Annotated in this window: 12 protein-coding genes and 1 pseudogene; 3 read left to right on the forward strand and 10 right to left on the reverse strand. The window is 49.0% G+C overall.

The window, feature by feature from the left end:
- The first annotated feature begins 26 nt into the window (after nt 1–26).
- Complete coding sequence (locus AB9H23_RS08410) at nt 27–428, forward strand: exodeoxyribonuclease VII large subunit (protein ID WP_370004807.1); 402 nt, start codon at nt 27–29, stop codon at nt 426–428.
- Nucleotide 429: 1 nt separating this feature from the next.
- Here AB9H23_RS08410 and AB9H23_RS08415 read toward each other — a convergent pair whose 3' ends face one another.
- Entirely contained in the window at nt 430–948 is a 519-nt protein-coding gene (locus AB9H23_RS08415; RefSeq protein WP_370004809.1) for a beta-class carbonic anhydrase, read from the reverse strand.
- A 195-nt stretch (nt 949–1143) separates the two neighbouring features.
- Between AB9H23_RS08415 and AB9H23_RS08420 the strand changes: the two genes are divergently transcribed.
- Together AB9H23_RS08420 and glmM (AB9H23_RS08425) are read left to right on the forward strand one after the other, a co-directional pair.
- Nucleotides 1144–2400 (forward strand): hypothetical protein, encoded by a 1257-nt coding sequence (locus AB9H23_RS08420; RefSeq protein ID WP_370004811.1) that lies wholly within the window; start codon nt 1144–1146, stop codon nt 2398–2400.
- A gap of 71 nt (nt 2401–2471) precedes the next feature.
- Nucleotides 2472–3844 (forward strand): annotated as a pseudogene (gene glmM, locus AB9H23_RS08425) (phosphoglucosamine mutase).
- Here glmM (AB9H23_RS08425) and AB9H23_RS08430 read toward each other — a convergent pair.
- The 9 genes from AB9H23_RS08430 to AB9H23_RS08470 are packed head-to-tail and all read right to left on the reverse strand — an operon-like array spanning nt 3841 to nt 12486.
- Nucleotides 3841–4974: a tetratricopeptide repeat protein gene (locus AB9H23_RS08430; RefSeq protein ID WP_370004812.1), complete on the reverse strand. Its 1134-nt coding sequence runs from the start codon at nt 4972–4974 to the stop codon at nt 3841–3843. The pseudogene glmM (AB9H23_RS08425) and the gene AB9H23_RS08430 sit on opposite strands and share 4 nt — an antisense overlap.
- Nucleotides 4975–4991: 17 nt before the next feature.
- Nucleotides 4992–5687, reverse strand: coding sequence for an anaerobic ribonucleoside-triphosphate reductase activating protein (locus tag AB9H23_RS08435; protein WP_370005990.1), 696 nt, complete (start codon nt 5685–5687; stop codon nt 4992–4994).
- Nucleotides 5688–5692: 5 nt separating this feature from the next.
- Nucleotides 5693–6793, reverse strand: a complete 1101-nt coding sequence (gene hisC / locus AB9H23_RS08440) for a histidinol-phosphate transaminase (protein WP_370004813.1) — start codon at nt 6791–6793, stop codon at nt 5693–5695.
- Between the two features lie 48 nt (nt 6794–6841).
- Nucleotides 6842–7306 (reverse strand): gamma carbonic anhydrase family protein, encoded by a 465-nt coding sequence (locus AB9H23_RS08445; RefSeq protein ID WP_370004814.1) that lies wholly within the window; start codon nt 7304–7306, stop codon nt 6842–6844.
- A 13-nt stretch (nt 7307–7319) separates the two neighbouring features.
- Nucleotides 7320–8585 carry a bifunctional sugar-1-phosphate nucleotidylyltransferase/acetyltransferase gene (gene glmU, locus AB9H23_RS08450; protein WP_370004815.1) on the reverse strand — a complete coding sequence of 422 codons (1266 nt, stop codon included), beginning with the start codon at nt 8583–8585 and terminating at the stop codon, nt 7320–7322.
- A 4-nt stretch (nt 8586–8589) separates the two neighbouring features.
- Nucleotides 8590–9933, reverse strand: coding sequence for a phosphoglucosamine mutase (gene glmM, locus AB9H23_RS08455; RefSeq protein ID WP_370004816.1), 1344 nt, complete (start codon nt 9931–9933; stop codon nt 8590–8592).
- A gap of 1 nt (nt 9934) precedes the next feature.
- Nucleotides 9935–11164, reverse strand: coding sequence for a 2,3-bisphosphoglycerate-independent phosphoglycerate mutase (locus AB9H23_RS08460; protein ID WP_370004817.1), 1230 nt, complete (start codon nt 11162–11164; stop codon nt 9935–9937).
- A 31-nt stretch (nt 11165–11195) separates the two neighbouring features.
- Entirely contained in the window at nt 11196–11879 is a 684-nt protein-coding gene (locus AB9H23_RS08465) for a TIGR00297 family protein (RefSeq protein ID WP_370004818.1), read from the reverse strand.
- 19 nt (nt 11880–11898) lie between these two features.
- Nucleotides 11899–12486 carry a 30S ribosomal protein S3ae gene (locus AB9H23_RS08470; protein ID WP_370004819.1) on the reverse strand — a complete coding sequence of 196 codons (588 nt, stop codon included), beginning with the start codon at nt 12484–12486 and terminating at the stop codon, nt 11899–11901.
- Nucleotides 12487–12508: the final 22 nt, after the last annotated feature.

Below are 12508 nucleotides of genomic sequence, written 5' to 3' on the forward strand. Positions count from 1 at the left end.
AATATTCACATGTATTACATAATTTCATGGGTTTCATACTGAATGACAGGGCACTGCTCATCATCTCAGTTTTACTCGGAATCGCCGGGTTTATTGGAATGATAGTATCCTCAGCATCCCTCACACCTCCCGTCGTTAGAGTGTCGGATGTGGACAGGTCCATGGTGGACAGGGAGATTACAGTTGAGGGTACAGTGGAGGCGGTTCATGAACTCGAATCTGGGACTTTACTTTTAAAAATAAATGATGGAACAGGGACAGTAACCGCTGTGGCATTTAAATCAGTCTCGAAGGGCATGGAAATCAGCCCTGAAATCTTAAGTGGAATGAGGATTCAGGTAACAGGAAGGGTTAAGGAGTATCATGGATCACTGGAGATCGTTGTTGAGAAACCATCGGCCATCAGGTCAAAATCCTTTGGGAGCTAGTTCACTCATCGATGTGCAATGGTTTCAGTTCACCTGTGGCTATGTCAATTATAAGGCCATGGACCTTTACTGATTCAGGTATAAGTGGCGATGACCGCAGCCTCCTGATACCCTCAATCACGTTTTCCTCCTCATCGGCTATTGGGTTCAGTGTGCTGAGGCTGAAATTTTCAATGACATCCTCATCAACACCAAGTTTCCTCATCTCTGATACTATGCGGTCCCTATCAAGGCGGGTCATACCACAGTCTGTGTGTCCCACTATGATTATCTCCCGCACACCAAGGGCATATATGGCCACTGCGGCTGACCTCACAGCACCATCATCCACGATGTTACCTGCGTTCCTTATTATCTTTGCATCACCCCTGCCTATGCCGAGGGACTCCTCGAGGAATCCTGTGAGCCTTGAGTCCATGCAGGTGATGATGCAGAGGCCCTTGGCTGGTTTTGCGCTCAGAAGGGGTCTTTCTTCCTTAACAAATTTCCTGTTTTCGGAGAGGATATCCTTAATAACCATGATAACCAACCTCATTCTATGCCCATGAAAAGCATAGCGGGAATACCGATAGAGATTGTCAAGAGGAACGCCAGTGTGATATTGACCCTTCTACCTCCACTCTTTGCATTCCTCCTCGCACTCTTACCATCCCTGAGGTACGGCACCCCACTTACATGGGATATCTACTACCATATACATAACGCTATGCTTTACATGGATAGGGGCATCGTGTTCTGGGATCCACTTACATGTGCCCCTTACGGGAGGCCCATCTGTTATCCCCCACTCTTCCATATAATGCTGACTCTCCTTGTTAAAATCACCGGTCTTGGCTTTTTAACTGTGGCAAGGTTCATACAGCCTGTGATGGCATTCCTGATTATTCTGTCATTTTCTTATATTGCAGGAAGGTTCTATGGATCTCTCGCAGGATTTTTGACCGGAATGCTTTCAATTTCAAGCCTATTCTTCTTAAGGATAATCATGCCCATTCCAGAAGCCCTGGCCATGATATTCTTGCCCTTTTTTGTTTATGGTTATTGTATTTCAATGGAAAATGATTCTAAATTTTATCCAGTCTTCACCGGTATCCTCCTTGGTGTGCTGATGTTAACACACATCCTATCCTCCGCAATGGCCCTTGCAGTGGTGTTAATCTCAGCACTGGCTTTTCGAATCAGCAAGCACGGTATAAAACCTGGAAATCTCCTGTTGATTATCCTAACTGGTTTCATGCTGGCGATGATCTGGTACGCTCCTCTTCTAATTAAATATGGGTTTTTCTTCAGGCCACCACCAGCAGATCCACTTTCCATTGTGGGGTACCTGAACCATTTAGGGGCGTTGCTCACAGTGCTTGCACTGACAGGATTAATCTGCGCACTTAAAAGAAGAGACAGGAGGGATATCCTTATGGCCACATGGTTCATATTTGTTCTGGCTCTGAGTGCCGGTTACACTGTTGGATTGAAGGTCCTATCGGATAGAATACTGTACTTCGCACTCTTTCCTGCAGCAGCAATGGGGGCCAGCATATTCAATTCAATGAAGGTGGCTGATAGCAGGTGGCCTGTTTATGTTCTGGTTCTTTTCATCTCAGTTTACTCCCTCTTCAGCGGCTACGGAATTGCAAGTACCGTGAAGCCGGAGGTTTCTGAATCTGAACTGGAAGTCGCCCAGTGGTTCAAGTATAACGGGGATCATAAAACCGTTGTTGTGTCTGATTACCATATTCAGCCCTTAATCGTTTCTATTGCAGGGCAACCGGTATCTGCAGGTGGCTATGCCCCCGGATCTAGAGGCACGATTGATGCCAGGAAATACACAGTCACCCTTGAGTATACAGAGGATGACATCAGAATAGATAGGGTAGGTTATATAATTCTTGACACTAAAAACAGGAAAACGCCCCCGTATTCACGGAAGGTCTACAGAAACATGGATTTTGTGGTTTATAGAGTGGAAGTTTAGGATATTTTGTGGTTTATGTGGCGGAAGTCTATCAGGCTCCTTGCGATCAATAATCATATGAGGTTATAAAAATGAAGAGGCTCTTCGGTACATTTGGTGTTAGGAGACTTGCAAATGAGGTTTTAACCCCTGAATTCGCATCTAAACTTGCAGCAGCATATGGTTCCATTGTAGATGGAAAAATTGCTGTTGGGGGGGATACAAGGACATCCACTGTCATGATAAAAAATGCTGTTATATCCGGCCTTCTATCAAGTGGATGTGATGTTGTTGACCTTGGGATACTGCCGACACCAGCGGTCCAGTATGCGGTGAGGAATTACTATGATGGGGGTGTTATCGTAACCGCTTCCCACAACCCCCAGAGTACAATGGGATAAAATTCGTTGACAGTGACGGTATAGGGATCTCTGATGATATGGAGGAGGAAATAGAGGATATATTCTTCCAGAAAAAATTTAAGAGGGCTTCATGGAATGAGATAGGCCATCTAACAGTCAATCAGGGCATAATAGATGAGTATCAGGAGGAGGTTATAAGGAGGGTCGATGCAGAGGCCATCAGAAAGAGAAAATTCAGGGTTGTGGTTGACTGTGGCTGCGGCGCCGGATCCTACACAATGCCATACATCCTAAGGAAACTGGGGTGCAGTGTTGTGACCCTTAATTCCCAGCCTGATGGGTTTTTCCCTGGTCGTGACCCTGAACCTGTCCCTGAGAATCTCTCTGAGCTCATGGAGACTGTCAGGTCAACCGGGGCTGATCTGGGGATAGCCCATGATGGCGACGCCGATAGAACAATATGTATAGATGAGAAGGGCGAATTCGTCCTCGGTGATAGGACCTTTGCCCTTGTTGAAAAGAGGATGCTCCAGGAGAACGGCGGCGGAATAATAGTTACGACAGTCGCGACATCCTCAGCAATATACGATGTGGCAGAGGAGAACAACGGTGAGGTGATTGCGACCGCTGTGGGGGACCTCCTTGTGGCCAGAAAACTTAAAGAGACAGGGGGTCTGTTTGGAGGCGAGGAGAACGGCGGTCTGATATTCCCTGACTTTGTATATGGAAGGGACGCTGCCCTTACAGCCGCAAAAATCCTTGAGATAATGGCACATGAAGGAAGGCCCCTCTCTGAACTTGTGTCAGAGCTTCCATCATATTACTCCGAGAAAAAGAAGGTAAAATGTCCCGATGAAATCAAGGGGGATGTCATGAAACTGGTGGCTGAAATGGTGAGCAGTGAACCGGGTGTGAGGGATATAGATACAACCGATGGCGTTAAAATCTTCAGGGACAATGGTTGGGTTATAATAAGGCCGTCAGGTACAGAACCAATATTCAGATGTTTTGCAGAGTCAGACACCCAGGAAAATGCCACTGAAATGGCTGAATGGGGAATATCCCTTGTGAGAAAAGCTATTGATAAACTTGAAAATGCCTAGAGGTTTTCAAGGCACTCCTCCCGGAGTATCTCTGCATCCTCATTTTCAGGGTTTAACTGGAGGGCCCTGCTGAATGAATCCAGGGCCTCCTCAAATCTTTCAAGTTCCAGCAGCGCAACACCTAGGTTGGTCCAGTAGACATCATTCTCTGGATCCATTTCAATGGCCCTTCTGTAGCATTCAACAGCCTCTTCAAATCTTTCAAGCTCAAGAAGGGCGTTGCCCTTACGGTTCCAGAGATTGGGGTCCTGTTCATCTTCAAGGGCCAGTTCAAGGGCATTGTTGTAGGATTCAAGGGCATCCTCCATCCTTCCAAGTTCTGAGAGCAGGTTTCCCCTTGCTGTCCATAACTCAGCATTCCTGGGGTCCCTCTCAATTGCCTTCTCATAGAATTCAAGGGCTTCAACCGGTTTTTCAGCCACCTCGAGCATAACACCCCTCCAGTAAAGCAGGGCAGGGTCATGGGGCCTTATCTTCAGGGCCCTTGAACTGGCTTCGAGGGCCTCATCCACTTCACCCGCATTCAGGAGGGTTATGGCCATGTTGTTCCATATATACGGATTTTCGGGATCTATTCTTATGGCTCTCCTGTAGTTTTCAAGGGCTTCATCGAATCTCCCAAGCCTTGTGAGATTGTCTGCCAGTCTGTTGAGCACGTAAACATCGTCAGGGTCAATGCGTAGGGCTGCAGTATAACACAGGCGGGATTTATTGAATTTTCCTGAATCAAAGAGTATGTCAGCCCTCCTGGTTATCATGGCCTTTTCATCGATCTTTTTGCCCTCCCATTCCTCTACTGGAAGCTTCCTGAACCTTATAACCTGGAATTCGGTTTCATCATCCACTTCACCCTGATAAATCCTTTTGAATTCTTCTTCCAGTTCCCTGGCATCCCTGAAACCATCCTCCCTTGCCAGTTCATCGTTTTTCCTGAGCTCACCGAACCTGACGGTTTCAACGTCTGTGACCACTGCCTCGAATACCTTCTCTCGGTCCTTGGAGACAAGGTTCCAGTAACAGTGAAGGCGATCACCCACCCTGAGGGGTCTCTTCCATTTCCGGCGTATGGTCATGGTCCTTTTTCCTGTTACAAGGTCAATGTCCCTGCTGCTGAATGATAGTATGGGCAATTTGGTATCTCCCCCGATTATTGAATTTTTTCCTCTCCGAACTCCTCGGTACGTATCTTAACCTTTCGGAAATATTTTTTAATCTTCAGGGCAAGTTCCCTGAGCATGCGTGGTGATGGGGGCTTAAGGTTCTTCAGTTTTTCATCCAGCACAACCCTGTTTCTGAACTGCTGGATAACGTAGATGTCACAGTCTATGGACTCTGCGATAATCTTAAGGTCCTCCTCGTCCATGAGGCCAGGTACAAAGGTTGTCCGGCATTCAACCGTAACATCTGAGCGTGCAAGAAGACGGAGGCTTTCCCTCACACCATCACATCTCGCACCGGTAAGTTTTCTGTAACGGTGGAAGGGGGCCTTCACATCCACTGCAACATAATCAAGTAGGGGCAGCAACCTCCTGAGGGCCCCAGGGGAGTAACCATTGGTGTCAAGTTTTGTATGGAGCCCCAGGGAACGTGCGTGCCTTAGTACTACCTCAACATCGTCCACCTGGAGGAGAGGCTCACCACCACTCACCACGACGGCATCAACAAAGGCGGCGTATTTTTCCATCTCCTTCAGGATATCTGAGAGATCAGCCTCCACACCACCGTCTATGAGTTCGGGGTTATGGCAGTAGGGGCACCTGAAGTTACATCCTGCTGTGAATATCACAAGGGAGAGTTTACCTGGATATTCGAGGGTTGAAACTGCCATTGAACCTATTTTCATTGAAATCACGAAATGATCTCGGCGAGAACCTCAAGGAACCTGTTATCCTCCTCAAGGGTTCCAACACTCACCCTTATCCAGTACTCATCGAGACCTGAAAAGGATGTACAGTCCCTCACGATGATCCCCCTCCTTAGGAGCTCCTCTGAGAGTTCAGCGGCGGTTTTACCTGTACCCCTCACATCAAGGAGGATGTAGTTTGCATATGATTCAAAGACCCTGAGGCTTTCAAACTTCTTGAGTTTCTCATAAAGGTATTCCCTGCTCTTTATGGAATACTCTGCAGATTTTTCTATGTAATCCCTGTCCTTGAGGGTTGCAAGGGCCGCTGCATGGGATAGCCTTGTGAGGCTGAATACCGGTTTAACCCGGTGCATGTAATCTATAACCCTAGGGCTTCCAAGGCCGTAACCTATCCTCATGCCGGCAAGTCCCATGACCTTCGAAAAGGTCCTCATTATGAAGATGTTCTCATGGTCAGATAAGAGGTCCACGTTGCTGACACCTGCAAATTCAAAGTAGGCTTCGTCAACAACCACAAGAGCGTCTGTGGACTCTGCAACAGCCTTTATATCCTTCTTATCTATAAGGCCGCCTGTGGGGTTGTTGGGTGTGCAGAGAAAGACCAGGCGGGTTGAGTCATCAATCGAATCAAGGACCGATTCAAGGTCAAGACGGTTCTCCTCAACATCCCACCGCGCATGGACTGGTCTTGCGTCATGTGCCTGGAGGGTGTATTCATAGTACATGTATGAGGGCATAGGCACAACGAAGGCGTCGCCGGGGTCAATGAATGTTTTACCCAGGACATCGATGATCTCATCTGCACCGTCACCACCCACTATGACCTGGTCTCCATCCACGCCAGCATAATCTGCTATGGCCTCATAAAGATCTTCAAGGTTTGATTCAGGGTACCTGTGGGCGGATTCAAGTTCCCCCGCCATCGCTTTAACCGCGGCTGGCGATGGACCCAGGGGGTTCTCATTGGACCCCAGCTTGATTATATCACTCTCTTTGAGACCATAATTCTCTGCTATCTCCTTTATGGATCTTCCAGGTACATATGGCTCCATTTTATGAATTAGTGGACGAAATCTGACCATAGAATCACTCTTCAGTTTATATTTACATTTATAGACCCTGTTCGGTTTTCAGTCTTCATATTCCTGCGCCAGGCGGAAGTACCTCTCGGCATTCTCCCTTATGGACTCTATCTCCTCCTCATTGAGTTCCCTGACAGCCCTTGCAGGAACACCCATGATGAGACTTCCAGGTGGGAAACTTTTACCTGAAGTAACAACTGCACCTGCACCGACAATTGAATTTTCAGCCACAAGGGCTCCGTTGAGGATGGTTGAGTTCATACCCACCAGCACATTATTCTGTATGGTGCACCCATGGAGAACCGCAGCGTGACCCACAGAGACGTAATCCCCCACCTTCACAGGGTAGCCGCTGCTTGCATGGACAACACAGTTATCCTGGATATTGGAACGGTATCCTATCCTTATGGGTTCTATATCACCCCTCAAAACAGCGTTGTACCATACAGATGAGCCATCACCTATCTCCACGTCCCCGATTATTCTGGCGCCTTCAAATACACGGTAAGACACAGTAAAACCACCATCAATCCCTTATAATGTACTCCTGTTTGAGTATCACAAGTTTATCAGAGGGTACATCCTCGTATATGACGCAGCCGGCACCGATACGGGAACCCTTCCCAACCTTGACACCGGGATTGAAGCTTGAGTTTATACCGGTCTTCACACCATCCCCGAAAACTGCTCCAAGCTTCCTGCGGCCCGTGTCCACAGACTCCTCCTTGACCCTCATACGTACCGGTCCATCATCAAAACGCAGATTGGCTATACTGGTACCTGCGGCTATGTTGCAGTCTGCACCTATGACAGAGTCACCCACATAGCTGAGGTGGTTGACGTTGGTACCATCCATTATGATGGAGTTCTTGATCTCAACAGCATTACCGATGCTCACATTATTACCTATACATGTATGGGCACGGAGGTAACAGTTGGGTCCTATGTCACAGTCTCTACCTATGTAAACGGGGCCCTGGATGTAGGTACCTGACCTTATAATGCTTCCATCACCCACCACCACCGGACCGTGGATGGTCACACCATCCTCCACTTCACCATGGATGGACCTCTCAAGGCCCTTCATGAGCTTTTCACTGGCATCCAGGAGCTCCCATGGCCTTCCAACATCTATCCACTCCCTCTCTGATACTATGGCCCTTACAGGGAGGTCATCCCTCACCTGCATCATTATGGTATCTGTTATCTCGTACTCTCCCCTCCGGGATAGGGGGGTCTGCTCTATGTAATCAAAGACAGCTGGACTGAACACATATATACCGGTATTTATGAGGTTCCCGGCATCGACATCAGGGGACGGTTTTTCGATTATCTCCCGTACACGGTCACCCTCAAGCCTGACAGCCCCAAATGAACTCGGGTCGGGAACCTCACGGAGAACCATCAGGGTTTCGGGTTTCATATCACTGTAGGCGGATATCAGATCACCCACAAGCTGCGGGTCGGTTATTATGTCACCGTTCAGGACTATGAACTCGTCACTCACCATACCCGCGGCCTGGCCTATTGCATGGGCTGTTCCAAGGCGTTCACCCTGTTTCACGTAGCTTATGTCAACCCCAAATTCGGATCCGTCGCCGAAGTGGGACCTCACCACCTCCTCACGGTAACCGGTTATCATGATTATCTCACTTACACCGTTATCTCTGAGGGCATCCACACTGTACTCCACCATGGGTTTGCCTGCAACCGGCAACATGGTCTTGGGCCTTGTAAGTGTGAGCGGCCGCATTCTTGTACCCTCACCAGCAGTCAGGACGACAGCCTCCATATCATCACCCTATCATATTTTCAAGGTAAGCACGGGTCTTTTCATGGATCTGGCGGGCCTCCTCTTCGGTCTTACCCTCAAGGGTTATCCTTATATAGGGTTCTGTCCCTGAGGGCCTCACAAGAACCCAGCTTCCATCCTCCATTGATATACGGACTCCATCTATCGTGTTGATCTCTGCGGCGTCGGTGAACTCACTGCTGAGTTCAGAGGCCACCCTCTCCATCACAGCTCCCTTCCTATCATCGGGGCAGGGAACCTTATCCCTTATATTGGGGTAGGATGGCACCTCATCCAGGAGCACCGAAAGGGGGCCCTTCCGTGAGATGAGCTCGGCCACCCTGAGCGCCGATAGTATCCCATCGGGGCACATGCAGAAGTCAGGGTGTAACCAGGTCCCTGATGGCTCTCCTCCGAAATCAGCACCCTCCTCTGCGATGGAGTTTGCCACATGGACATCACCCACCCGTGTCCTTATGACCTGGCCGCAGTCTCCAAGGCATTCATCCACACAGAGGGATGCATCCACGGTTGTGATGATCTTGCCCCCTATCTCCCTTGCCATGAGGGCCAGGAGTTTATCGAAACTTGCGAACCTTCCCCTGTCATCCACCGCGACCATCCTGTCGGCGTCGCCATCATGGGCTATCCCCAGATCAGCCCCGGTTGATCTGACGGTCTCCATGAGCTCAGAGAGGTTCTCAGGGACAGGTTCAGGGTCACGGCCAGGGAAAAACCCGTCAGGCTGGGAATTAAGGGTCACAACACTGCATCCTGCCATCCTGAATATGAGTGGTGATAGGTGGGAGGCTGCACCGCAGCCACAGTCAATTACAACCTTGAGGGGTCTTTCAATGCTGACCATTCCAGCGACGGCATCAGCATAGTCATCCCTGAGGTCAGCTTCCTTCACTGAGCCGAGACCATCCCACCCCCTCCTATTAAATTCTCTGGAATGAATTATTGATTCTATGGCGCGCTCCTGTGATGGGCTGTAGGCCATTCCATCAGGGTTCCAGAGCTTTATGCCATTGTAGGGTGCGGGGTTGTGGGAAGCGGTTATCATCACACCGGCGTCAGCACCCAGCCGTGAAGTCGCGTAACCAACAAGGGGTGTTGGCACCATTCCGAGTCTGATGACGTCACAGCCACACTCGATTATCCCTGCAATCAGGGCACTTTCAAGGAGCTGGCTGGATGTTCTCGTGTCGTAGCCAACTACGACCTTACCCCCTCCCAGGTGGGTTGCAAGGGCCCTTCCAACATCCACCGCAAGTTCAAGCGTTACCTTTTCCCCGAAGCGACCCCTTATGCCAGATGTACCGAATAATCGCCTTTTCTCTTTCATTTTAAGCCCCGAATTTTTCCTTTCTGTTCATGAGGTCAAGGAGTATGTCCATGACATCCGATCCCCTTATCCTGCAGAGGCCGCCAGCCGCCGCGGCCCTCTCACCGAATACATTCACATCATCAGCCCTGACCTCTGGCCCGTTTATTGTGATGGGGACAGGGTCCCCTGTGTGGTCCATTATGGATACCGGTGTTGAATGATCCGCAGTGAGTATGAAGTAGATGTCATCGCGTATAAGGTCACCGAGGATGGAGTCAACCCTCTCTATGAACTCAACCTTACCCTCAAGGTCCCCATCATGACCAGCCTCGTCTGCACCATCTATGTTTATGAGCAGGAACTCGTATTCATCATCAAGGGCATCCTTTATCGCATTCTTTATACTTTCCAGGTCGGTGTCTGTACCCCCGGTGGCCCCTTCAACGTCTATCACATCCATTCCTGTGATGTAACCAATACCCCTTATGAGGCCCGTTTCAGCGATACAGGCCGCTTTAAGACCGTAGCGGTCCTCAAATTTTTCAACGTCAGGAACAGCACCCGCACCCCTTGGCAGTATTATGTTTGCAGGTGCCTCTCCGTTTTTGATTCTTTCGGTGTTCACCGGATGGTCCCTGAGGATTTCATAGGACTCCCTCACAAGTCTGTTAAGTATATCGGCGGTTTTCTGTGATTCAGGGGATCCATCAAGGGCCTTCACCTTCTTAGGGGGTTTTCCTTCAGTCTTGGGGTCTGCATCTGATACATTATCACCCAGCCCGGGGCCCCTGAGGACCAGGACGGCCCTGTGTCCTGTTGACTCCCTGAAGATTATTTCAACGTCCTCAAATCCATCCAGGGTCATTGAGTTGATGGCCTCTGCTATCTGGGATGTCCCTGACCTTATTCGCCCTGCCCTCCTGTCGGTTATCACAAGGTCATCGTCTGCGGTTGCAAAGTTGCATCTGAATGCGATATCCCCTGGCCTCACATCCAGCCCCACACCCGCGGCCTCAAATGGGCCCCTTCCAGTGTATACACTGTAGGGGTCATATCCCAGTATGGAGAGGTGTGATGTGTCGCTTCCTGCGCGGACCCCTGGTCTTATGGGATCCATTATACCATTGATACCTGAACTGGCCAGCCTGTCCATATTAGGGGTTTCTGCGGCCTCAAGAGGTGTTTTACCTCCAAGGCTTTCAATGGGGCGGTCGGCCATTCCATCTATTATCATTATTACCCCTTTCATGATTCACCCACCTTCCTAGATTTATGGATCTCTATGCTAATAAAATTCCTATAACTGCCCCTGTTACCGTTGCAAGGAGGTTAACATGTTCATTGTTGAGGTACTTCCTTCTCTCCAGGACTGCCCCAAGGAGGCTGTCCATGAAGCAGCCCACAGTACCTGCAATCACGGCTATTTTCATTGATTTAAATGGATCTGGACATACACCAAGCAGAAACGCTGATAAACCAATTATACCTGCCCCTGCTATCCCGGCGGCGGTTCCGGCAACGGATATACCCCCATCTGTTCCGGGTTCCACCCTTTGAAGTGTTGTTATGAGGCGTGGTGTCTGCAGAACACCGATTTCACTTGCCATGGTATCAGCGGTCGCTGTTGCAACGGATCCTATGAACCCGCCGAAGAACCCATCATAGTATCCAAAGGCAGCCATTACAAAGGGCACTATTCCGTTGGATATAACATTCTTGGCACTTCTTGTTCCCTCAAAAACTCCAATGGATTTCTTGTATTCATGCCTGTACTTTGTTGAGAGAAGGCCAAGGATCAGAAAAATAAAAATGAGGATCAACCAGTTAAAACCGGCAGATAATATTATGAGCAAGCCCATAAGGACCATGAAGAGGGATCCCCATACATCAAGCGCACCTCTCTGGTATGTTAAAAATCCAATGAATACGCACAGAAGCACGTATCCAATGTTAAGGTCTGTCATGGGGGTCCCGGTCCATGTTTCAGGCTGGTTCCTCTAGAACCCTTGTTTTTATTATCTCAACCCTCTTGAGGGGGTATATCTTCTTTGCCTGGTGGTATATCTCTGAGGCGATCTTTCCTGTTACAATGCCCTCAACGAATTCCTCGAAGGTCTTTTCAGAGGCTATCTCCTTCACGTGTTCCTCTATGCTCTGCCTCATGTATTTCTGCTGTGAGGACTTGGCCCTCCTGATTGTTATGGCCAGTGGATGGACCTTAAGCTTGTAACCATCCTTTGTTTCAACTATAACCGGGGCATCGACCCTGCTTGTACCCCTCCTTATCATGCTCCTGACGTAGTCTGTTGTGACCTGGTGGCCTATGAATTTGGTGCTCGCCTCACTTCCGGCAACGTTGTTTATCTGGAACTTCAGCTTGACGTACTGCTTTGAAAAGTCGCCTGTCAGTTCCCTCATTGTTGCCTCAACCCTCCTCTTGAGGAGGAAATCAGGGTCCCTTGATGGTGTTGTTCCTATTTCGTTTTCTCCAAACATTTTAGGACTCTTTATCACATACCATTTCTTCTCTTTCCATGTATCACGTACTCTCCTTCTTCGAGCCTTTGCCATTATATCACCTTAAATTTAACAC

The organism is Methanothermobacter sp. KEPCO 2, assembly GCF_041228365.1.
GTDB classification, from domain to species: Archaea; Methanobacteriota; Methanobacteria; order Methanobacteriales; family Methanothermobacteraceae; genus Methanothermobacter; species Methanothermobacter marburgensis.